Annotated in this window: 15 protein-coding genes and 1 pseudogene; 13 read left to right on the forward strand and 3 right to left on the reverse strand. The window is 40.6% G+C overall.

Annotated features, from left to right (window positions below):
* From dnaA to M0M83_RS00035, 7 genes and pseudogenes are all read left to right on the forward strand, one after another.
* Positions 1 to 1,391 (forward strand): annotated as a pseudogene (gene dnaA / locus M0M83_RS00005) (chromosomal replication initiator protein DnaA).
* A gap of 5 nt (positions 1,392 to 1,396) precedes the next feature.
* Positions 1,397 to 2,497 (forward strand): DNA polymerase III subunit beta, encoded by a 1,101-nt coding sequence (dnaN, locus tag M0M83_RS00010; protein ID WP_004906243.1) that lies wholly within the window; start codon positions 1,397 to 1,399, stop codon positions 2,495 to 2,497.
* A gap of 9 nt (positions 2,498 to 2,506) precedes the next feature.
* Complete coding sequence (gene recF, locus M0M83_RS00015) at positions 2,507 to 3,601, forward strand: DNA replication/repair protein RecF (RefSeq protein WP_125893784.1); 1,095 nt, start codon at positions 2,507 to 2,509, stop codon at positions 3,599 to 3,601.
* A gap of 18 nt (positions 3,602 to 3,619) precedes the next feature.
* Positions 3,620 to 6,034, forward strand: coding sequence for a DNA topoisomerase (ATP-hydrolyzing) subunit B (gyrB, locus tag M0M83_RS00020; protein ID WP_213913822.1), 2,415 nt, complete (start codon positions 3,620 to 3,622; stop codon positions 6,032 to 6,034).
* Positions 6,035 to 6,333: 299 nt separating this feature from the next.
* The gene (locus M0M83_RS00025; RefSeq protein WP_248467296.1) at positions 6,334 to 9,231 is read left to right on the forward strand and encodes an autotransporter domain-containing protein; all 2,898 of its coding nucleotides are present in this window, start codon (positions 6,334 to 6,336) and stop codon (positions 9,229 to 9,231) included.
* A 209-nt stretch (positions 9,232 to 9,440) separates the two neighbouring features.
* Entirely contained in the window at positions 9,441 to 11,024 is a 1,584-nt protein-coding gene (locus M0M83_RS00030; protein ID WP_248467297.1) for a phosphoethanolamine transferase, read from the forward strand.
* Positions 11,025 to 11,114: 90 nt separating this feature from the next.
* The gene (locus M0M83_RS00035; protein WP_125893791.1) at positions 11,115 to 11,462 is read left to right on the forward strand and encodes a DUF1622 domain-containing protein; all 348 of its coding nucleotides are present in this window, start codon (positions 11,115 to 11,117) and stop codon (positions 11,460 to 11,462) included.
* 70 nt (positions 11,463 to 11,532) lie between these two features.
* Here the strand turns inward: M0M83_RS00035 and asd are convergent, their stop codons facing one another.
* The 3 genes from asd to M0M83_RS00050 form a co-directional block, all read right to left on the reverse strand.
* Positions 11,533 to 12,639, reverse strand: a complete 1,107-nt coding sequence (gene asd, locus M0M83_RS00040; RefSeq protein WP_213913826.1) for an aspartate-semialdehyde dehydrogenase — start codon at positions 12,637 to 12,639, stop codon at positions 11,533 to 11,535.
* A gap of 337 nt (positions 12,640 to 12,976) precedes the next feature.
* A complete protein-coding gene (ykgO, locus tag M0M83_RS00045) occupies positions 12,977 to 13,117 on the reverse strand; it encodes a type B 50S ribosomal protein L36 (RefSeq protein WP_004906260.1) in 141 nt (46 codons plus the stop codon).
* A gap of 2 nt (positions 13,118 to 13,119) precedes the next feature.
* Positions 13,120 to 13,380: a type B 50S ribosomal protein L31 gene (locus M0M83_RS00050; RefSeq protein WP_004906261.1), complete on the reverse strand. Its 261-nt coding sequence runs from the start codon at positions 13,378 to 13,380 to the stop codon at positions 13,120 to 13,122.
* 228 nt (positions 13,381 to 13,608) lie between these two features.
* On the opposite strand from M0M83_RS00050, the gene M0M83_RS00055 reads away from it, so the two are divergent.
* The 6 genes from M0M83_RS00055 (at position 13,609) to M0M83_RS00080 (ending at position 24,926) form a co-directional block, all read left to right on the forward strand.
* Positions 13,609 to 14,805: an SGNH/GDSL hydrolase family protein gene (locus M0M83_RS00055; protein WP_248467298.1), complete on the forward strand. Its 1,197-nt coding sequence runs from the start codon at positions 13,609 to 13,611 to the stop codon at positions 14,803 to 14,805.
* A gap of 296 nt (positions 14,806 to 15,101) precedes the next feature.
* Positions 15,102 to 16,013, forward strand: a complete 912-nt coding sequence (nagK, locus tag M0M83_RS00060) for an N-acetylglucosamine kinase (protein ID WP_125893863.1) — start codon at positions 15,102 to 15,104, stop codon at positions 16,011 to 16,013.
* Between the two features lie 389 nt (positions 16,014 to 16,402).
* Complete coding sequence (locus M0M83_RS00065; protein ID WP_213913830.1) at positions 16,403 to 17,041, forward strand: OB-fold-containig protein; 639 nt, start codon at positions 16,403 to 16,405, stop codon at positions 17,039 to 17,041.
* A 75-nt stretch (positions 17,042 to 17,116) separates the two neighbouring features.
* Positions 17,117 to 19,318 (forward strand): flotillin family protein, encoded by a 2,202-nt coding sequence (locus tag M0M83_RS00070; protein WP_248467299.1) that lies wholly within the window; start codon positions 17,117 to 17,119, stop codon positions 19,316 to 19,318.
* A 95-nt stretch (positions 19,319 to 19,413) separates the two neighbouring features.
* On the forward strand, positions 19,414 to 24,351 hold the full coding sequence (locus tag M0M83_RS00075) for a DNA repair ATPase (RefSeq protein WP_248467300.1): 4,938 nt from the start codon (positions 19,414 to 19,416) through the stop codon (positions 24,349 to 24,351).
* Positions 24,351 to 24,926 (forward strand): rhomboid family intramembrane serine protease, encoded by a 576-nt coding sequence (locus M0M83_RS00080; protein ID WP_213913833.1) that lies wholly within the window; start codon positions 24,351 to 24,353, stop codon positions 24,924 to 24,926. The genes M0M83_RS00075 and M0M83_RS00080 overlap by 1 nt, the downstream gene beginning before the upstream one ends.
* The last annotated feature ends 141 nt before the right edge of the window (positions 24,927 to 25,067 follow it).

The following is a 25,067-nucleotide window of genomic DNA, read 5'->3' on the forward strand; positions in this document are numbered from 1 at the left end:
GTGTCACTTTCGCTTTGGCAGCAATGTCTTGCCCGATTGCAGGATGAACTACCTGCCACAGAATTCAGTATGTGGATACGCCCTCTTCAAGCTGAATTAAACGACAATACACTGGCACTTTATGCCCCAAATCGTTTCGTTCTCGACTGGGTTAGAGACAAGTACATCAATAATATCAATGAATTATTGAATGACTTTTGTGGAACTGACGCGCCTGCACTACACTTTGAGGTAGGCATAAACCGATTACAGTCGCACCGGCAGCAACACAAGCACGTACAGCTCAACAGGTACCTGCGTTTGCCGTTCCGTCAGCCCCAATGAAACCGAGTTGGGACAATTCAGCCAAAGTACAACCCGATGTTGCTTATCGTTCTAATGTAAACCCTAAGCACACTTTTGATAACTTTGTTGAAGGTAAATCGAACCAATTGGCTCGCGCAGCGGCGAGGCAAGTGGCAGAAAATCCAGGCGGTGCCTACAACCCATTATTTCTTTATGGTGGGACTGGTTTAGGTAAAACCCACTTACTACACGCTGTCGGCAATAGTATTATGCAGCATAAAGCCAACGCTCGCGTGGTTTATATGCATTCAGAACGTTTTGTTCAGGATATGGTCAAAGCTCTACAGAACAATGCAATTGAAGAATTTAAACGTTATTACCGTTCTGTTGATGCACTGCTTATTGACGATATCCAGTTTTTTGCTAACAAAGAGCGCTCACAAGAAGAGTTTTTCCATACTTTTAATGCGCTACTTGAAGGTAATCAACAAATTATTTTGACCTCCGACCGTTATCCAAAAGAGATTAACGGTGTGGAGGATCGCTTAAAATCGCGTTTTGGCTGGGGCCTAACCGTTGCAATCGAACCACCAGAGTTAGAGACTCGAGTGGCGATTTTAATGAAAAAAGCAGATGAAAATGAGATCCAACTTCCGGGTGAAGTCGCCTTTTTCATCGCCAAACGCCTTCGCTCGAACGTTCGTGAGTTAGAAGGGGCGCTAAATCGCGTGATTGCCAACGCAAACTTCACTGGCCGAGCGATTACTATCGATTTTGTCAGAGAAGCACTGCGTGACTTATTAGCACTACAAGAAAAGCTGGTAACTATTGATAATATTCAAAAAACAGTTGCTGAATATTATAAAATTAAGGTAGCAGATTTACTGTCTAAACGCCGTTCCCGTTCTGTCGCACGTCCGCGTCAAATGGCAATGGCTCTGGCAAAAGAGCTGACTAATCATAGTTTACCTGAAATCGGGGATGCCTTTGGCGGCCGTGACCATACCACGGTGTTACATGCTTGTCGTAAAATTGAACAATTACGGGAAGAGAGCCATGACATCAAAGAAGATTTTTCTAATTTAATCAGAACATTATCATCTTAATTGCTATGAAATTTACAATAGAACGCGAGCAGTTATTAAAACCGTTACAACAGGTTAGTGGTCCTTTAGGTGGGCGTCCAACTCTGCCTATTTTAGGTAACCTTTTATTACAGGTAAAAGAAGGCACCCTCCAACTCACTGGAACCGACCTTGAAATGGAGATGATGGCCAATGTTGCCCTAACTGGGGAGCATGAAATTGGCGCAACCACCGTGCCCGCACGCAAGTTTTTTGATATCTGGCGTGGGTTACCAGAAGGTTCTGAAATTCATGTAGAGTTGAATGATGACAGACTACTCGTCCGTTCTGGGCGTAGTCGCTTCTCATTATCCACTTTACCCGCAGCTGACTTTCCAAACTTGGATGACTGGCAAAGCGAAGTGGAGTTTTCGCTTCCGCAATCAATACTGAAACGTTTAATTGAAGCGACTCAGTTTTCAATGGCACACCAAGATGTCCGTTATTACCTCAACGGCATGCTATTTGAAACCGAAGACCAAATGCTCAGAACCGTTTCAACCGATGGGCACAGGCTTGCCGTCTGTGCAATGGATATTGGTCAATCGCTACCTTCTCATTCAGTGATAGTGCCTCGTAAAGGGGTAATCGAGCTAATGCGTTTGTTAGATGGTGGTGATACACCTCTACAGCTGCAAATTGGTAGTAATAATATTCGCGCTCACGTTGGGGATTTTATCTTTACCTCTAAATTGGTTGATGGTCGTTTCCCTGATTATCGTCGCGTATTACCCAAAAACCCAGACAAAACCTTAGAAGCTCGCTGTGATTTACTCAAACAAGCTTTTTCTCGCGCCGCTATTTTATCGAATGAGAAATTCCGTGGTGTGCGCTTGTATTTCAGTGAAAACCAATTGCGCATTACGGCCAATAACCCAGAGCAAGAAGAAGCTGAAGAAATTGTTGATGTTAGCTACCAAGGTACTGAGATGGAAATTGGCTTTAACGTCAGCTACATCTTAGATGTCTTAAATGCGCTAAAAAGTGAAAATGTGCAACTTCTGTTAACTGACGCAGTTTCCAGTGTGCAGATTGAAGACGCTGATAGTAAAGCAGCGGTGTATGTTGTCATGCCAATGCGTTTGTAATCGGTATTTATGATCCTTTCGCGTTTATTGATCCGTGATTTTCGAAATATTGAAAGCGCGGATCTCTCCCTTGCTAATGGGTTCAATTTTTTAATTGGCCCCAATGGGAGCGGTAAAACCAGTATACTGGAAGCCATATATACACTCGGTCATGGCCGTGCCTTTCGCAGCATTCAAGCGAACCGAGTTATTCGCCATGAGCAAGAACAATTTATTCTTCATGGTAAACTGAGCCATTTAGATAAACAGCGAAACGACCTTTCATTAGGCTTAAGCAAAAATCGCGAGGGTGACAGTAAAGTCCGAATAGACGGCACTGATGGCCATAAAATTGCAGAGCTAGCAAAATTATTGCCAATGCAACTGATTACCCCAGAAGGGTTTACCTTGCTAAATGGCGGCCCTAAATATCGACGTGCTTTTATTGATTGGGGCTGTTTTCACAATGACCCGCTGTTTTTTTCAGTGTGGTCAGATTTAAAACGGTTATTAAAGCAACGCAATGCCGCTTTGCGACAAGTCACCCGTTATGAGCAAATTCGTCATTGGGACAAACAACTGGCACCGCTTTCCGAACAAATAAGCCAATGGCGTCATGACTATATTGCAGGTATTGCCGAAAATATTGAGCAAACTTGCCAACAATTTTTACCCGAATTTTCACTCTCGGTATCCTTCCAGCGTGGTTGGGATAAAGAAATTGATTATTCAGAACAATTAGAGCGCCAATTTGAGCGTGATAGAGCACTAACCTATACCGCTTCAGGGCCACATAAAGCAGATTTGCGTATTCGAGCAAATGGAACTCCTGTTGAAGATATGCTTTCGCGGGGTCAATTGAAGCTGCTTATGTGTGCATTACGGTTAGCGCAGGGTGAGTTTTTCACCCATCAGAGCGGGCAACAATGCCTGTATCTACTGGATGATTTTGCTTCTGAACTTGATGCCGGCCGTCGCCAATTACTGGCAACCCGTCTCAAAGCTACACAAGCACAAGTGTTTGTCAGTGCCATTACACCTGAGCAAGTTAATGATATGATAGATGCAAATAGCAAGATGTTTCGTGTAGAACATGGCAAAATAGAAGTTCAACCTCAGGAATAGAAAGAGCAGGAAACGTTGATGTCGAATACATATGACTCCTCAAGTATCAAGGTATTAAAAGGACTGGATGCGGTGCGTAAGCGCCCGGGCATGTATATCGGTGATACAGACGATGGAACAGGTCTTCATCACATGGTTTTCGAGGTTGTCGACAACGCCATCGACGAAGCCCTCGCAGGCTTCTGTGATGATATCGTGATCACTATCCATGCCGATAACTCTATCTCCGTACAGGATGATGGACGTGGTATCCCTACAGGTATCCACGAAGAAGAAGGTGTCTCCGCCGCAGAGGTTATCATGACCGTTCTGCACGCAGGGGGTAAATTTGATGACAACTCCTATAAAGTCTCCGGCGGTTTGCACGGTGTTGGGGTTTCCGTTGTTAACGCCTTATCTGAAACACTTGAACTCGTTATTCGTCGTGATGGCAAAGTTCATGAGCAAATCTACAAACACGGTGAGCCTCAAGGGCCTCTGACTGTTGTCGGCGAAACCGACCAAACAGGAACCCGTGTTCGTTTTTGGCCAAGTATGGACACCTTTAAAGGCGTGACTGAGTTTGAATATGACGTCTTAGCAAAACGCTTACGTGAGTTATCATTCCTAAACTCGGGTGTTTCTATCAGGCTCATTGATAAACGTGATGGCAAAGAAGACCATTTCCATTATGAAGGTGGCATCAAAGCCTTTGTTGAGTATTTAAGCCGTAACAAAACCCCTATCCACCCTTCTGTCTTTTATTTTTCCACTGAAAAAGACGGTATTGGCGTTGAAGTCTCAATGCAGTGGAATGATGGTTTCCAAGAAAACGTGTACTGCTTCACCAACAACATTCCTCAGCGCGATGGGGGGACTCACCTCGCTGGTTTCCGTGCAGCAATGACACGTACATTGAATAACTACATGGAAAAAGAAGGCTATCAAAAGAAAAGCAAAGTCAACGCAACAGGTGACGATGCTCGTGAAGGCCTGATTGCGGTTATTTCAGTAAAAGTTCCAGATCCTAAATTCTCATCACAAACCAAAGAAAAATTGGTCTCTTCCGAAGTGAAAACAGCGGTTGAAACAATGATGAATGAGAAATTAGTTGAATATTTACTTGAAAATCCAAACGATGCGAAAATCGTTGTGGGTAAAATCATTGATGCCGCACGCGCACGCGAGGCAGCACGTAAAGCCCGTGAGATGACTCGCCGTAAAGGTGCGTTAGACTTAGCTGGCTTACCGGGTAAATTGGCTGACTGCCAAGAACGCGACCCTGCGCTATCTGAACTGTACCTTGTGGAAGGGGACTCCGCGGGTGGCTCTGCAAAACAGGGTCGTAACCGCAAGAACCAAGCGATTTTGCCACTGAAAGGTAAAATTCTAAACGTCGAAAAAGCGCGTTTTGATAAAATGCTGTCTTCACAAGAAGTGGCAACCCTGATCACAGCATTAGGCTGTGGTATCGGTCGTGATGAATATAACCCAGACAAACTGCGTTATCACAGCATCATTATCATGACGGATGCGGACGTCGATGGTTCGCACATTCGTACACTACTATTGACCTTCTTCTACCGCCAGATGCCTGAAATCGTTGAACGTGGCCATATCTTTATCGCTCAACCACCACTGTATAAAGTGAAACGTGGTAAACAAGAGCAATATATTAAAGATGACGATGCGATGGACGATTACCTGATTTCTATCGCTCTTGATGGCGCGGAATTGCATTTAAGTGCAGAAGCGCCAGCCATGAAAGGTGAAGAACTCGAAAAACTGGTTGTTGAATATAATGCTGCGCACCGTATTATTCGTCGCCTTGAGCGTCTTTATCCTCAAGCCTTACTTAACAGCTTAGTTTATCAGTCAACCCTGACGGAAGATGATTTAAAAATCAGCGAAAAAGTTGAAGAGTGGGCGAAAACGCTGGTTAAACGCTTAGAAGATAACGAACAATTTGGTAGCACTTACAGCTACACCATTAACGAAAACCGTGAGCGTCAATTATTCGAGCCAACTATTCGTATTCGCACCCATGGTGTTGATACCGACTACAACCTCGACTTTGACTTTGTTCATGGCAGTGAGTACCGCCGCATTACGCATTTAGGTGACTTAATCAGTGGCTTAATTGAAGAAGGTGCTTACATCAAGCGTGGTGAACGTCGCCAAGACATCGATAACTTTGAAGAAGCTTTGACTTGGTTAACACGTGAGTCACGTCGCGGTCTATACGTACAGCGTTATAAAGGTCTTGGTGAAATGAACCCAGAACAACTTTGGGAAACCACCATGAACCCTGAGACGCGCCGTATGATGCGTGTAACGGTCAAAGATGCAATTGCAACCGACTTACTATTCACCACATTAATGGGTGATGCTGTTGAGCCACGTCGTGCATTTATCGAAGAAAATGCCCTAAAAGCAGCGAATATTGATATTTAATTATTCGGCTAACTAAATAATATTTAATAACCCCATACGAAAGTTTGGGGTTATTTTTTTATAAATTTTTTGATCACTATTATCTTATTTCCACTCCTTAATTAAACCAGTAATAAAAAAATAAAAAAACAAAGCCCATCAATAGAGAACCACATCATAAAAAACAAAACAATTTAAAATAAAGTTTATTACTTTAATTAATAACGATTTTGTATTTTCAAAACTGTCATAAAAAATAAATATATTATAAATAAACTCCGCCAAATGAAATTTTAACCAATAGCATCGGCGGGATTACAATGAGAAAAACCTGTATATCAGCATCAATAACTTTATTACCATTCATATTCACAAGTACTCTAATAGCAAAAAATCATATTATAGAATTAGAGAAAAATATTATCGATACAAGAAATGTATGGCTTGAAGATATAAAACACAATGTTATTAATAATACCCCTAAAGAAGGCAGCGAAGTTGCTGAGCAAGATAGGCTTATTAGCAATGAATACATCAATATCACGGGTGAAAGAAAAAATTTAGCACTCGCAGATAAATCCCAAAGCTCAGATTATTTATTTAATAGTTATCAAACGATACTGTTTGGCGAACAGGATATTAATATAAAAGACCATAAACAATATAAAGAAATCCGTTCGTTACATGATACAAGCACTCGTGCCTATGATGAAAAAAAACAACGTACTAGGTCAATTGATTTTATTCTAAAAGACCATTTTAAGCGTGGTCGTCCTTACCAAGTATTGGATGACGAAGGTCATTATATTGCAGGTTATTCACATATACAGGGCTCATCTTACCCTAGCGGCCATACATGGAATGGTTTTAAACAAGCGGCAGTATTGGCGATGATTTTCCCTGAAAAAGGCAGTGAAACGTTCAACCGAGCGATTGAATACGGTGAAAGCCGCGTGATTGTTGGTGCACACTTCGCTACCGATACCATCGCTTCTCGTGTCGGTAATTATTATTTATTATCACAGCTGCTATCCGATGAAAAAAACAGCAAATTCATTGTTGAGTCGGCTAAAAATATTCGTACAGATATTTCATCGTCATGTTCAAATAACAGTCAAAATTGCCTAACCGTATCTAACCCTATAACCAATGACCATATTGGTTACTATGGAAAAAAAGAAACGCAAAAGATATCTATGATCGAGCCTAAAAATATATCTAAAACAGCGGGTTATTTACTTCGATTACGCTTCCCATACTTGAATAAAACACAGTGGAACAATATTTTAGCCAGCACTGCGTATCCAAGCCAATCAATTGCGGGTTGGAATATCAAAGAAAATGATCCAAATAGCTATTGGGGGTTAATTAACTTACCTGCGGCTCATCATGGCCCCTCCTATTTATATGAAAACTTTATCGTCAATCAAGACGTTAATGACTTTGATATTGCCAATGTCGGTAAGCTAGATGAATGGAAAAATAATATTCAAGGTACGGGAAAGTTAACGAAACAAGGCCTAGGGACATTAGTATTATCTGGCAACAATACCTTCGCAGGCTTTACAGTAAACCAAGGCCATTTAGTCTTAACGGGTGAGAATAAATACTCGCAAAAATCCCATATAAATGGCGGAACGGTTACCCTTAAAAAACACTTAGATTCCGCAGTTGATGTCCAGAAAGGAACGTTAGTCTTAGATGACGGAAAAATCGGTGCTTCGGTGAATATTAACCACCACGGTTTACTGACGGGTAATGGGAGCATTCGACAATTAACCGCCAACCAAGGTGCAGTTGTTGCACCCGGTCACTCAATTGGCACAATTAACATCATTGATTCCGTAACTTTTGCCCCCAACAGCCATTATTTGGTTGAAATCAATTCAGCAGGTAAAAATGATAAAGTCATCAGCCAAGGCTCAGCTTCATTAAAGGGTGGTACCGTCAGTGTCACGCTTGAAAATCAAAATAACCCGCTTTCTAAGCAAGATATCAACCAGTTATTTGATACACAATATACGATATTAAGCGCTCAAAAGGGGGTTGATGGCCAATTTGATGCTGTTGTGCCTAATTACCAGTTTATTGGAACGACACTAAATTACACCCCCAAAGAGGTTACACTTAAGGTAGGGCGCAATAACACTGCATTTTCCAGTGCAGCTGCAACGCAAAACCAAACCGCTGTGGCTAACGCTATTGAAACGCTTCCTACGCACCATGCTCTCTATAACCAAACGTTAAAAAGCCAAACAAAACAACAAGCTCAAGCGATATTTCGCAATGTCACCGGGCAAATATACGCGGACCTATTATCCAATCAAATAAATAATAGCCGTCAGATTAAAGAAACAGTACTTGAACAAGCTCGCTTGTCTGGATCATGGGGTAGCGAAAGCAAAGGCAATGTATGGGTCAAAATGCTCTATGATTGGGATAAAACGACTGGCGATAACAATGCCACTGGGTATAAGTCATCAAATTATGGTCTATTGCTTGGGGCAAATCGACGTTTTATTAACGAAAAAATGACATTAGGTATCGCCGCAGGTTTTAGCCAAAGTGACTTATCTAACCACTTTGACCACGCTAACAGTAATAACTACCATGCCGCCATTTATGGTAGCGCTTTATGGCAACCTATCGCGGTTCGTGCAGGGCTCGGTCACACTTCACATCTCATTCATACCGAACGCTCAATCAGTGATGGCACAAGTCACTCAGCGAGCTATTATACCAACACACATCAAGCTTTTATGGAGCTGGCCTATCCAATTAACTCAAATGGGATAAATATTGAGCCATTCACCAATCTCACTTATATCAGCGCAATGAATCATGCTATTAATGAAAACATCAACAACACATCACTACAGGCACGTAAACAGCGCATCAATACGATGTTATCTACCCTTGGGCTACGCCTTGATAACCAATGGAAATTGAGTAAAACATCCAATATCGGTTTACACGGTGAGCTTAACTGGCAATATCAATACGGGAATTTAAATAGAGGACTAAAATTGAATTTTACCGATACCCCGAGCTCATTTACAACGCATAGTGTTCCTGCATCACGCCATGGTGTCGCATTAAAAATCGGTACTGATATCAATATAAAAGAAAATACTAAGCTATCAATTAATTATAATAAATTTTTATCAAAAAATTATCACGATAACAATATTGATGCCAAAATTGCGGTAACTTTCTAACTCAATACTTTACCTCCCCTCGCAACTTGTGGGGGGCAGGTCATGACTAAACCTAACGCTCTTTTACAGTTTTTTACGCCATTATTTTGATTACCTTACCTTTTTTTATGTTATAAACGAACAATGTCTTAAGTTAATTAGATGTTAACTTATTATTTTAAATTGCCTCTATAACCTCAGGTAAGGTCAAAAATACGTAAAATAACACTATGATACGCCAAATTATTATTTCAATTTATGCATTATTGATATCTATCACCCCTGTATTTTTCAGTGGAGATGTTAGCATTATCGCTGATATGGCCATCGTAATTTCAGGAGCACTGATAATACTGTTGTGTGCAGGTATTTATCGTTTTTTGCTTGGCAAAATTTTCACGGTGTTTGTTTCACTCCTGTGGGCTCTCAATTTATCTGTTTCATTCTTCTTTTATCAAAAACACGATATCCGCTTTTCTTCTTCGATTGCAGAAACTTTTATCAATACCAATAGCAGTGAAACTGTAGGAATGCTTTCCTATAACATTGGTTATGTTATTTTTTATTTATTTGTTTTTTCTGCTTATTTAGCATGTATTCATCAATGTGCAAAATACATGAATCGTCGTATAACAACGACAAGTATGGCTCTACTTTGTGGCTATCTATTAGCTATTCCAACCTATTACGCCTCATTACTAAGCAAGCCTGATAGCGCGTTATTGATCACAGAAAAATACTTCTTAAATACCCCTTTCTACAATGCGGCAGCTTTAGTCAAAAATTTATATGAAAACAGAGGCATAAAAAAAATATCATCACAAAAGGTCGCATTTAACTACCAGAAAAAAGCGTCTGAAACTGAAATCTATGTGCTTGTCATTGGTGAGTCATTACGCCGTGACCATATGAGTTTTTATGGCTATCAATATGATACAACGCCCAATTTAAATCAGCGAAAATCACAAATATTGGCGTTTCAACAAGCCTATTCCCCTGCACCGGTGACTATCTTGTCAGTCCCTATTTCACTGTCCAATATTCGTTTTGAGCAAATGCAGGAGAAATCACACTATTCCGACAATATCATTTCATTAGCCAATCATGCGGGCTTTAAAACCTATTGGGTCAGCAACCAGGGAAAAACCAATAAACGTACCAGTATCATTTCTGCTATTGCTTCTATGTCACAAAAGAAAACGTGGAACGAATTTGTCGGCTACGATGAAGAGCTGCAAGATGACTTCAATAACGCGATCAATGACCCTACTGATAAGAAAAAACTCATTGTGTTACATACTTATGGTAGCCATGAACCTGCTTGTAACCGCTTCCCTGAAACTGAACTAAAAACATTTAGTGGCCAAGAAGATGACGATTGCTACGACAGTTCCGTCGCTTATACCGACAAATTTATCGAAAACCTAATACAACAACTCGAAGGGAAACCTGCGACTTTGATGTACTATTCAGACCATGCGTTGCAGCGCTTAGACAGCGATAACAATATTCACTACCACCATGGTGTTAACAACCCAAGAAAAGAAGCCTATGAAATTCCTTTGCTGATTTGGTACAGCGAAAGCGCCAGTAAACCAAACATCAAACCAGTAAACTTGCAGTCACCTTATTCTACAGCGAATAATTATTGGCTAATCAGTGATTGGCTTAATATACAACAAGGTGTACAGCAAGCTTGCTTATCACCTTTACGTGAGTGTTATCAACCCAATAAAAATATTCAGGTCATTGATGGCAATCGAAATATTTTATCCATTAGCCAATTACCTTCTGAAACGATAGATCCACAATAAAACAGACCTACAATAAAACTCGATATTTTGGCAATATTTGCTCATAGTTAACAAATATGAATCCAATACACTTATCGAGTCGAGGCCTGAATGTTCGATTTAGTTTTTTTACGTGAATTACTGGTGTCTAGTGTTCACGTGCTTCAATTACTGTTAGAAGCAATTTCAGTTATCTGCGTAGTGATTGGGTTAATCAAGACCCTGATCGTGTGGATGAGAACCCAAAAAACACGAATGGCTCGCTATTGTTTTGGTGATTGGCTAGCCACTGCGTTAGAGTTCCAATTAGCCGCTGATATCTTAGCCACAACCGTTGACCCAGATTTAGATAGCCTCATTAAACTCGGTATTATTGCTGTGATCCGAACGTTCTTGAACTATTTCTTAGCAAAAGAGTTAGAACACCAGCCGCCGCAGAATGAACCGGCTCGTCACTAATTTAGGTACAAAAAAACCTGCATATTAAATTATGCAGGCTTATCGAATACGACTTATTGCGGTGCCGCGCTTATAATAAAATTCTTAACATACGACGAAGAGGCTCAGCGGCGCCCCACAGCAATTGGTCACCAACCGTAAAGGCGGATAAGTATTCAGGGCCCATATTCAGTTTACGCAAGCGACCAACAGGGGTGCTAAGCGTGCCAGTGACAGCCGCTGGAGTTAACTCACGCATAGTGATTTCGCGGTCATTAGGAACCACTTTCACCCAATCATTATGTGAGGCAAGCAATTGCTCAACTTCATTCAACGGAATATCTTTTTTCAGTTTCAATGTGAAAGCTTGGCTATGGCAGCGCAGCGCACCCACACGGACACACAGCCCATCAACTGGAATAATATTACTGCCCGTTTCCAAAATTTTGTTGGTTTCTGCTTGGCCCTTCCACTCTTCGCGGCTTTGGCCATTTTCTAACGCTTTATCAATCCATGGGATCAGGCTACCCGCTAATGGTACGCCGAATGCATCCGTTGGCATTGTGCCACTGCGAGTGAAATCTGTGACTTTTTTCTCGATATCTAAAATAGCGGAGGCCGGGTCTTGGAGTTCTTTAGCCACTTGCGTGTGCAAAGACCCCATTTGTGCCAGAAGCTCGCGCATATTGCGTGCCCCAGCCCCTGAAGCAGCTTGATACGTTGCCACAGATGCCCATTCCACTAAATTATTAGTGAACAACCCACCTAAAGACATTAACATTAAACTTACCGTACAATTCCCACCGACAAAGGTCTTAATGCCTTTATTTAAGCCGTCTTGGATATGTTGGTTATTCACGGGATCAAGAATAATAATCGCATCATCTTTCATGCGTAATGAAGACGCAGCATCAATCCAGTAGCCATTCCAGCCAGACTCACGCAGTTTAGGATAAACTTCATTCGTGTAGTCGCCGCCTTGGCAGCTAATAATAATATCCAATGCTTTTAGTGCATCGATATCAAAAGCATCCTGTAAAACGCTACGATGGCCACCATAAACCGGCGCTTCTGCACCCTGTTGTGATGTGGTAAAGAAAACAGGACGGATCGCATCAAAATCACGTTCTTCAACCATTCTCTGCATCAATACTGAGCCGACCATTCCACGCCAGCCAACAAACCCTACATTTTTCATTTTTTACTCACCCTGTTCGTTTGAATTTTAACCAAAAAATTTCTAGTTTCGACCCCTCAAAGTAAATACCGTCATTGTTGTCATTCATTCAGTATCCACAAAAATTGAAGCTAGAAATTTTTCGGATGTATTAAACCTGACAAAATATGCATCTATGTGCAAGTGAATTTCATCACTAATAATAAGAAGATTAGTAATCATGCTAATGATCGAGGGAATCAGTGGACAAAAAAAACAAATAAAAAAAGCCACGGCAGAGAGCAATAATCTGCAATGGCTAAGCAAATAAAATATAAAGCGATACAGGAAATTTTATAATTATATTTAAATTCAATAGTTAACGTTTTTTCTTACAGCCTTGCACTGCTTTAAAACGCGGGTTTGTTTTGCATATCACATACACCCGGCCGCGGCGGCGAACAATTTGGCAATCTGGATGACGGGTTTTTGCCGTTTTTAATGAACTCAGTACTTTCATCTTTATTTACCCTCTGACTGTAAAAAACGACCAAAACGCTTTTGAAACTGTGCCGTTTTACCTTCCTGTGAAATCATTTTTTGTTTACCGGTATAAAACGGATGCGACTGAGAAGAGACATCAAGCGTGACATACGGAAATATTTCACCCTCATACTCGATTGTTTTTTCGGTTTTTATTGTTGACCCTACTTTAAAATAGGCATCTGCACTTGTGTCATGGAAAACCACGGTACGATATTGTGGATGGATCCCCTGTTTCATAATAACCACCTAAATGTAATGTTATAATATAACAATACATTTTTTTAAAAAACGATGCAATAACTTTGTCGATAATAATAACAACTAGCAATCAACTAATTGTTTTATATAGCTTAATATCTTAATTGTTAGTCATGTCATTATAGATAAACAATCTTTATTTGATACTGTGTTTGTCTGTTGATTGATAGTTTTATCGAGAAGTATCCCAATCAATAAGGACTCCTTATGACATCAATATACAATAAAATTAAGTGCGCAATTACACACAGACCTAATTCAACAGTACCCGATACCACCAATCTAGTATTGAAAAATATAGTATCGATTAAGAATCAATCGCCACAAAGTACACCCAATAATATCGGTAACAACATTTCTGTAGGACTTAATGACGGCAAAACCAAAGGGCAGGCTTCATTTCATAACATGAAAGAACTCTCCGGCGATGATGTAGATGGCTCTCTTTTGGGCAGACATACAGAAAAAAGAATTCCTGGAAAGCCATTTCAATTAGCTATTGCTTATTCAAATAAATTTAATATAGAGAAGAAAGAAGCAATAACCTGTTTTGATAGCGTCACGGTTATTGGTGACAGCTTATCTGACTCTGAAGGAAGGATGTATAAAAAGTCGGGTGGATTACTCACTAATGCTAACCAATACCATGATGGGCGGTTCACTAATGGTTTCACATGGCCTGAGTTTCTCACCATGCCAAATACGATGAAAAGCCATTCAAGTAAAGGTAAAGTTACACTCACAAATAAGTCTGAAGGTGGTTCAGCTTGCGCACCTTATTTTAAGTCCACACTTCACCCTCAATTTGCCATACTTTCAAATATTGAAAAACAAACAAAACACCTTAAGTTTGATGAAAAAAGTTTAGGTATTATTTTTCTTGGTGCCAATGACTATATGACCTATTCGAAAGAAAATGTCGATGTCGTTATCTCTAGTCAAGAAAAAACAATCAAAAAAATGATCAAAAATGGTGCGAGAAATATCCTCGTGATGGGACTCCCTGATCTATCCCAAACCCCTGCAATAAAAACCTGCTCACCGAAAAAACAACGAAAAATACAAAATCTCAGCATAGAGCATAACAATAAGCTTCAGACCCTAGTTAATCTCTTAAAATTAAACAAAAACATTAACATTAATTACTTCAATGTTAATGACGTAATGAAAAATATAACTAATATTGTTGACGATATAAATAAAAACTCTCTGGGAGCATATAATAAAGAAAAAGCTTTTACTAATGGTTATATTCTCCGCGATAATTCTAAACCATTAGAAATTGACCCCCATTATATTTTTATCGATGATGTTCACCCTACTCAGGAAGTCCATAACATTCTTGCGATGGAATTGCATAACTTTATCTTAAAAAAGTATCAACCACTAAAAAACCAAAAATAACGCGTTATATATCAATCAAAGCTAGCAGGTACCTCCTAACTTTGATTGATAAAACGAGATAAAAGTGTGATTTTTTCACTTTGTTTTATCCGATGAAAATCAATACCTAGTTTGACTAGCCCCAAATATTGTATGTTTGTCAGCAAACTAAGGCTAACTTCATGTAAATATAAAAATAAATATTAAATCAATAATTCTTTCATCAAATAACTTTTGTATAATCAGGCTAATTAGTACTTTCATTTATTATTTATCATATAGATACATGATACATAAATAACTAAAGGATGATGAAAATGTATTACGGCTTTGACATGGGCGGGACAAAAATTGAACTTGCCGTCTTTGACAACGAATTAAATCAGGTCTGGCAAAAACGCGTTCCTACACCTAAAGATGATTACCAGACACTCTTAAATACGTTTCTCGAACTCACTCAAGAAGCAGATAAAAAATTTAACTGCCAAGGAAAAGTCGGTGTTGGCGTCCCTGGTATCGTAAACCATGCGGAAGGAACCGTATTTACAACCAATGTCCCTACTGCACAATACAAACCTTTAGTTCATGACCTTGCTAATATATTACAACGTCCAGTAAAAGTGGAAAATGACGCCAATTGTTTTGCATTATCAGAAGCTTGGGACCCTAATTTCAAGCGCTTCCCTACTGTTCTTGGCTTAATTTTAGGGACTGGTGTGGGCGGTGGGTTTATTATAAATGGCAAAGTTTTATCCGGTAAAAATGGAATTGCAGGGGAAATAGGTCACATGAATCTCAGCGTTCGTGGAGCCAAGCTATTAGGGGAAAAAGTCCCTGAAATAACTTGTGGCTGTGGCCAAACAGCTTGCTTTGAAACCTATCTATCCGGTCCGGGCTTTGAGCGTATTTATTCCTCATTCACCAATGAAAAACGTTCAGCTATCGAAATTATTGAGCTATATAAGCAAGGTAATATTCAAGCAAAAGAACATGTTAACCGTTATATGTCATTACTTGCGATGTTTATGGGGCAAATCGTCACTGTTTTTGACCCCGATTTAGTGGTGATTGGCGGAGGCTTATCACAGTTTGAAGAGATCTATAAACAACTACCAGAAGTGCTTCCACAATACCTATATGGCATAGCAACATTACCTGCAATCGAAAAAGCACGTTATGGTGACTCTGGAGGCGCACGAGGTGCGGCATTCCTGAACTTGATAGACTAATCTTACTTTTTTGCGCTTCATAGATAATTTAAATAATGAAGCGCAAATTTATCACCCTAATCATCCCTATTCTCCCCATTTTGTACTTTAAACACCTGTTCTTTGTTTGAGAATGATTATCATCAACTTAATTTTTAATGGTAAAATCCTATCTCATTGATGCCTTGCTGTTATCAATAAAACTTTAGGAATAACTTCACCAAATAAGGCTGGATAAATAACCAGCATTATAAGAAACTCAAAAAAATAAAAAGTGCTTATAGACTAGTCTGATACTGCTATTAATTAAAAAATATATTATTAAGCTAAATAATTTTATGGTGATAAATTAAACAAACGTTCCTTTTCACATAAGCTCAATAATGCATTAATAATAAAGAGAAAACCCTATGAGTTTGTTTTTCCATAACAGTTTGATGTTCCCGACAATTATCTTTAGTGGTTTGCTAATCATTGTTCTATTTTATTGGTTATGTGCCGCTTTTGGATTATTGGATATCGACATCTTTAATCTTGATACCGAATTTGACGCCGGTATTGATGCAACGGGTTTCGCAGGCTGGTTAACCAAACTTGGCTTAGCAGGGATCCCGGTCACCATTATTGTCACGTTATTTACTCTTTTTGGCTGGATAATCAGTTATTTCAGCGTACATATCTTTATTCGCTTCATTGATACTGATTTATTACGTTATCTCGTCAGCTTCGCCGTTTTTGCGATCACCCTATTTATCTCTCTTCATTTAACCGCTTTGTGCTTAAAACCTGTGCGCAAAAAATTGGTGAATCTCAATAAACCTAAAACAGTACAACAGCTTATCGGTAAATACGCCACAGTACGTTCAGGAACGGTAAATGAACAAAATGGCGAGGCACTATTAGAAGATGGCGGGGCTGGGTTAATTTTACAAATACGCGCCCCATCCTCCGAGCAGTTAAAACGCGGTGATCGTGTTGTCATCATTAGCTATGACGCATCATCGCACAGTTACCAAGTTGTCAGTGAAAATGAGTTTCGCCACGGATAACTTCACTTTTAAAAAATAAATATCTTGCTTGCATAATCGAAATGACGTCATCGTCAGAACCAATGGAGAATTAATATGGATTTGGCTGCACTAATGCCCTTTTTAACCATTATCGGGGGGATCATCCTAGTTATTCTAGGCTTCTTTGGATTATTCAAAGCCTTCTATATCAAAGTTCCACAAGGTACTGCTTTGATTGTCAATGACATGTCGTCACAGCCTAAAGTACATTTTACTGGGGCATTAGTTTACCCTGTCATCTATAAAAAAGAATTCATGCGCATTTCATTGCTGACCTTGGAAGTTGACCGCCGAGGCAAAGACGGGCTGATTTGTCATGATAACTTACGTGCTGATATCACTGTTGCGTTCTATTTGCGCGTAAATGAAACGACAGAAGATGTACTGAAAGTGGCTAAAGCTATCGGTGTTGACCGTGCATCAGACCATCAAGCAGTCAGTACGTTATTTAGCGCTAAATTCTCTGAAGCGTTAAAAACAGTGGGTAAGCAACTGGATTTAGCCACTTTATTTGAAAACCGACAAGACTTTCGTGACCGCATTGTTGATGTGATAGGAAAAGACCTTAACGGCTACGCACTTGAAGATGTGGCGATTGATTACCTAGAACAAACACCAAAATCAGCCTTAGATCCAAACAATATCTTTGACTCCGAAGGTATTCGTAAAATTACTGAAATCACCGCGATCCACAATATTGAAACCAACCAAAAAGAGCGTGACCAAGAGCTCGCAATTCAAAAGAAAAATGTTGAAACTCGCGAAGCAAGTTTGGCTTTAGAGCGCCAACAAGCCGATGCCGAAGCACGCCAAAAGCGTGAAATTGATAATATTCGCGCCCGTGAACAAGCTGAAACCTTACGTGTTCAAGAGGAAGAGCGCCTTAAAGCAGAGCAAGCACGTATTCAAACCCAGCAAGAAATTGAAATCCGCGAAGAGAATCTCATGCGAGAAGTTGAAGTCGCACAACAAAACCGTACTCGAGCTGTAGCTATCGAAGAAGAACGAGTGAGCCGCGCACGTGAACTTGAGATTGTTGCCCGAGAAAGAGAAGTTGAGTTACAACGTATAGAAAAAGAAAAAGCACTCGAAGAAGAACGCAAAAATATCTCCAATGTTATACGTGAGCGTGTAGCCGTTGAAAAAACCGTGGCACAAGAAGAAGAGCGCATCAAAGAAGTTCGTGAAGTCTCTGAAGCTGAACGCATGCGCCAAGTCACCGTGATTAATGCACAGGCAGAAGCAGAAGAGTCACTCGTTCGCCAAGTGAAAAAAGCCGAAGCTGATGAAGCCAGTGCTAAACACCGTGCAGAAGAAATAAGCACCATGGCACAAGCAGAACTCGAAGCATCTGCAAAGCAAGCTGAAGCCAAAAAACGCTTAGCTGAAGGGGTTGAGGCCGAACACGCGGCATTAGGTTTAGCAGAAGCTCGAGTTCGTCAAGCAACTGCAGAGGCAGAAGAAAAAGAAGGTCTTGTTCTTGCCAATATTACGGCTGAGAAACTGTTAGCAGAAGCTCGAGGGCTGAAAGAAAAAGGCTTAACGGAAGCTCAGGTTATGGAAGCTAAAGCTAAAGCAGAGCAACAACAAGGGTTTGCTGAAGCAAAAATCCTTGAAGAGAAATTAGCAGCCCAAGCTCGTGGTGAAGAACAACAAGCAAATGCTAAAGAAAAACTAGGCTTAGCTGACGCGAAAGTACTGGAAGAAAAACTGGCAGCACAAGCTCGAGGGGAAGGACAATTAGGTTCAGCGCAAGCCGAAGTTATCCGCCAACGCTTGAAAGCTGAAGCCGATGGTTTAACCGACAAATTTAAATCAATGGATCACCTCAGCGATACCGCACGTTCACATGAAGAGTTCCGTATGCGCCTTGAGAAAGAGTTCGAACAATCCATGGCCTCTATCGACGCAAATAAAGAAATTGCCCGCGAGCAAGCTGATGTACTGGCTGCAGCACTTAGCAAAACCAATATTGAAATTGTGGGCGGCGACGGCAGCTTCTTCAATACCTTCTCTAAAGCACTAAGCCTCGGTAAAGCGGTTGATGGCTTTATGGATAAAAGCAGTTTTGCAAAAGAAAATGTCGAAAAGCTCATTAATCGAAGCAAAGAAGACAAGAAAATTGATATTGCAGCATTACTGAAAAACCCAGAAGTTCAAGACCTTATAAACGGTTTTATGGCAACTAAAGGCACTAACCAGCCAGCCAAAACAGTCTTGTCAAAACCGATTCCACCAACGGATGACCAGCTGTAAACCTTTAGCACATTGGGGTAGTGAACCTGCCCCCTATTATTTTCCATTATTTGTTTTCCATTTTTATTGTCTTAGTTAAGGGAATTCGCTGCGCAATGTCAGATATTCAGGATACGGATCGCGAACAAGAAATACTCGATAGCGCTGTTGCAGAAGGCGGTGCTTATGAAATATTACGTAAACGCCTGACAGACCAAGGGCAACAACTGCATCAAAAAGCCGCACAACTTAATGAAATGCGGTTGGATGAATTTGGTCAAAGCCAAATGGATATTATTGGTCGTATTCGCATTCGTACTGAAAATAATTGCCAAGCAAGGGATATTGTCCGCGTCGGTGAATGGCTTTTATTTGGCTATAACGTATTCCTCGGCCTAAAAAAAGAAACACACCTCGAAGATGTATTTTCACTATATCGGTTAATTGAAAACAACGATGAGTTTGATGTTGAAGCCGTCCCTTATGAAGAAACTTTCTTAAATGATAATCGCTTTGTTCAAGACTTTACTGAACTCTATACCTATTATAAGAACACACAGTTACTGCAACTTGTTGAACGGGACGGCAAACTTCTCGCTAGCTTTCAAATTGGCGATCGCATCACGGATGTGCGAGTTTTCCGCTGGTCAATCTCCAGCGACAAACGCAAAATTGAGTATATTGATAACCGGGGTGAACGCGATATTGCCCTCCCACCTGCTTATGATTTTGAATGGCAAAAAACCACGCGGGAAGACACCGTTAACGGCCGATACCCTCACATCAATGTTCTTGACACTGTATTCATAGAAACTATTGGTGGTGATTTAACCATCAAATGTGAAAATAATACTGAAGATGGTTTAGGGATTTACCGAGAAGCAGTTCTTGATAAAAACCAATCTTTAGATGACGCACAAATTGAATATGCACAAACTGGCAGCCTAATTCTCTTAAAAGTTTTACCTTATCGGGAAGAAACTTGGCGTTACTTGGTTTACAACACACTCTCTCAATCCGTACAACGTATTGATGCTATTGGGCAAGCATGTGTCCAGCTACCAGAAGACCACGGTATTATTTTCCCTGGCGGCTACTACTTACAAAATGGTGACTATAAAACGTTTGAGCAATCTATGGATGGAATGCGTTTTCGCCGTTTGCGTCGTTCTCCAAATGGAGAGGATGTCCTATATGTTTTCTATTCACCAAATCAAGGACGCATTGCCCTATTCAATTATAATTTAATTGAACGCACACTTTCGGTTCCACTTATTGGCCATGGCTATGCCATGCTTGAAGATGGAAAAATGGTGTTATTTGAAGGTGAAGGGGAAGAAGCGACTCGCGTTCACCCTATGCAAGTTTGGCAGACCCCATTTTACTCAGAAGAATTTGCCGACCAACAGCCAACTCGTAGCGGTTTTTTAGGGCGTATAGGCAATGCAGATTTAGTTCGGGGCATTTCTGAAATATTGAATATTTCCAAAGAAATAGAAGGCAGCCAAATTTCCATCGCTCGCTACGAGCTACTCAGCCAACAAGCGAAGAATTTACTGGATATTTATTACTGGTTTGGTGATGAACAATGCCTTGGTATTGGCAAATTGCTCAAAGAAATCACCCAAACAAGTGAGCTCGTTCTTGATGAATATGAAAAGGTCGAAAGCATACGACAGCAATCTGCCAAATCAATGAATGAGGCCATCAGCCGCCAAAAGTCACTACTTTCACTGACGTTACCTGAAAGTTGGGCTGATATTCAACAATTTGTTGATGGCTTAAATGCCCTAAGTGCTCAGCGCGGGCACTTGATTTCACTACGTGAATTTCGCTATATGGATTTAGAAAAGCTTAGCGAAATGGAAAGTGAAATAGAGAAAAATCAACAGTATGTCTCACAAGAGACCGCTGTCTTTCTCGCTAGCGATAAAGCATTACAGCCCTTTAAAACACAATTAACTGTTTTCGAAGAACAAATAGAAAAAGCCCAAAACAGTGCTCAGCTAGACATTCCAATGAAAGATATGGAAAAAATGTCTACTGATTTAGATATGCTATCAAACTTAATGGCTTCACTGAGTTTCAACGATGTCACACAACAAACTCACATTATTGATGCTATTTCGCAAATCTATGCTCAGCTAAACCAATCTCGAGCTCGTTTACAACAAAAACGAAAATCGCAAAGCAGCGTGGAAACTGTTGCTCAATTTGGCGCACAATTCCGGCTGTTCAGCCAAGGCATTACCAATGCCCTGTCTCTTGCCACTGATCCTGAGCGTTGTGATGATCAGCTATCAAGATTACTTGTTCAGTTAGAAGAACTCGAAAGCCAATTTAGCAATCATGATGAATTTCTTGATGATATCTTGGCTAAGCGGGAAGAATTACTCGAAACATTTGAATCACATAAACAAGTTCTTATTGATGACCGCCAGCGCCGCGCACAAAATTTAGTTACTGCGGCTGATCGTCTACTAGACAGCCTGCAACGACGAACAGCTCGTTTACAGTCTCAAGATGAACTCAATGCCTTCTTTGCCTCAGACCCTCTAGCGCTTAAAACACGTGAAATAATTGAAAAATTAAGGGAAATTAACGATAACGTTAAAGCTGATGACATTGACGCACGTTTGAAATCCTCTCGGGACCAAGCCATTCGAGTTTTGCGTGATAAAACAGATATTTTTGAAGATGGTGGAAATGTCATTAAGCTCGGGCGTCACCGGTTCAGCGTAAACACCCAAGAGCTTGACCTTACTATTTTACCCAAAAATGAACAACTCTGGGTTTATCTCACAGGAACAGACTTCCAAGAACCCATAGAAAATGAACAATTATCACAGCTCAAACCTTATTGGAGCGCTTCATTAGAATCTGAGTCTGATACGGTTTACCGTGCCGAATACCTCGCTTATTCAGTTATCTATGCCGCAACAAAACGCCAAGATGGGCTAGATTTTGACATTCTAAAAAACGCATTAACATCAACAGAAAAACTTGAAAAAATTGTCCGTGATTTTGCGAGCCCACGTTATAAAGAAGGCTATGAGAAAGGTATTCATGACCACGATGCAGTCGCTTTACTGAAAAAACTACTGCCACTCGGTGAAAGTGCAGATTTATTACGGTATAGCCCAACAGCCCGTGCTATCGCAGCTATTTATTGGGAGCAAGTTCAAAACGACGATTTCCCCGCTTTATGGCCTGAACGTGCAAGAACAGCTATGAATATTCACCAATTATTCCATAATGACAATGCACTGATTGACCTACAAGCTGAAATCGAAGCGGGGATTAGCTTATTTTTACACGATAACCCCATTCAATGCCAAGCCTATGAGCAAACCCAAGCCGCTGAATATCTTAGTTTTGTATTAGCAAGAACCCCAATAGAGCTCGTCTATAGCAAGTACGCCAGGGAGTTAGTTTTAGCGCTCCAGAGCCGCTTAGAAGACGCTCATATGTGGGGTGATTTTAATCGCTCACAACAAAATTTAGGCACTCGCTACGCTCAGCGCTGGTCATTAGTTCAAAACTGGCTACAAGGGCTGTGCTCAACCCCTGAGTTTGCTGACCTTGTTCCATACATACCGGGTGCTATTGCCATTATTATCTTAGATAAAGTCGCTTCTGCTCGTTTTAGTGAAGCTGATCTTTACTTTAAGGTTAGTGGGTTGCTCGGGGAACACCCGACCATTGAAAACCAAACTCTAGCACTGAGTTTAGATAACTACTTCAGTCGTATGCGTGGTCAAAGGAAGCGATTCATTCCCGAATTTCGTCAGTACCAAGCGCTGCGCCAACAGATTGTGACTGAAGAACGTAGTCGTTTAAAACTGCATGAATATAAAGCAAAGCCACTCAGCTCTTTTGTACGTAACAAACTGATAAACGACGTCTATTTGCCTATCATTGGCGATAATATGGCAAAACAAATTGGGGCTTTAGGGGAAGGTAAACGCACTGACCTCATGGGGCTGCTATTAATGATTTCACCGCCCGGGTACGGTAAAACCACATTAATGGAATATGCCGCTGACCGTTTAGGGCTAATTTTTATGAAGGTCAACGGCCCAGCTCTTGGCCATGATGTACTTTCTCTTGATCCTGAACAAGCACCCAACGCAACCGCAAGACAGGAACTAGAAAAACTCAATCTAGCTTTAGAAATGGGTAATAATGTGATGCTATACGTTGATGATATTCAGCACACACACCCTGAGTTTTTGCAAAAATTTATTTCCTTATGTGATGGGACACGGCGTATTGAAGGAGTTTGGAAAGGCAAAACCAAAACATATGACATGCGGGGTAAAAAATTCTGTGTCGTTATGGCAGGGAATCCATACACCGAATCTGGGGAAGTATTCCGCATTCCAGATATGCTAGCAAACCGTGCGGATATTTATAACCTTGGTGAAGTGCTTGGTGGTATGGATGAAGCATTTGCTTTGAGCTATATCGAAAACAGCCTGACATCAAACCCAGTATTAGCCCCTCTTGCATTACGAGATCTAAACGACCTGTACTTATTTGTCGATAAAGCGATGGGCAAATCCGTCTCTACCAATACCTTAAGTTACCCATACTCTGATGCTGAAATTAATGAAATCACTTCGGTAATCAGCAAGTTAATTAAGTTACGGGATGTTGTATTGAAAGTGAATCAACACTATATCGCTAGCGCAGCGCAATCCGATAAATACCGGACAGAGCCTGCATTTCGCTTGCAAGGTAGTTACCGTAATATGAATAAACTCAGCGAAAAAATCTCTTCAGTGATGAATAATGATGAACTTGAAAGATTACTCGATGACCACTACTTGGGTGAAGCACAGCTTCTCACAACAGGTGCAGAAGAGAACTTACTCAAACTGGCTGAACTGCGTGGTACATTAACAGAAAAAGATTCTGCACGGTGGCAACAAATCAAGAAAGACTTTATGCGTAACAAATCGTTAGGTGGAGATAATGCAGATATTGGTGATCGGGTTGTTGGCCAGCTAGCGTCACTTGTTGAAAGTATTCAAGCACTAGGCAACCACTAATGAGCTATTTATCAGGGTATCCTCGCGTTAAGTTATTAACCTCAATTGTTGCAATTTTTATTATTGTTCAATCGGTTAATAGCTTAACTGCTGGCGGACTAACCCAGTTTGGGCTAGTTCCACGTACAGAATGGGGCTTACTCGGTATCTTCTTCGCTCCATTTATTCATGGAAGCTGGGAGCATCTACTCAGCAATTTGCCCCCATTTATCATCTTAAGCGCATTATTGCTTCATCGCACCATCAAAGCTTACATATTGGCATCACTGTTTATCATTATTGCGGGTGGATTAGCAGTTTGGCTCATTGGTAGGAATGCAGTTCACATCGGCGCAAGCGGGTGGGTTTTTGGTTTATGGGGGTTGTTAATTGCTCAAGGCTTCTTCCGTCGAAACTGGGTTGATATCGCTATCGCATTATTAGTGCTGTTCTATTTTGGCACAATGGCGAGTGGCTTGTTACCGACTCACTTATACATTTCAACGGAATCTCATATAGCGGGGGCTATTGCTGGGGCTATCTATGCATGGCTGAGTCATCGTTACCATCAAAAAACCAATAATCGCTCACCTTAAATTAGCACCATCACAATTATGACTCACTTTTTATGCTTTATTTAAATTTATGTATCTTTTTATGTGATCGTGGTTCATATATTAACAGTTAACCACAAATTAACTATTTATTAACATTGCAATAATGATAGTCTCGAAAAA

Origin of the sequence: Providencia rettgeri (assembly GCF_023205015.1) — a bacterium.
GTDB lineage: Bacteria > Pseudomonadota > Gammaproteobacteria > Enterobacterales > Enterobacteriaceae > Providencia > Providencia rettgeri_E.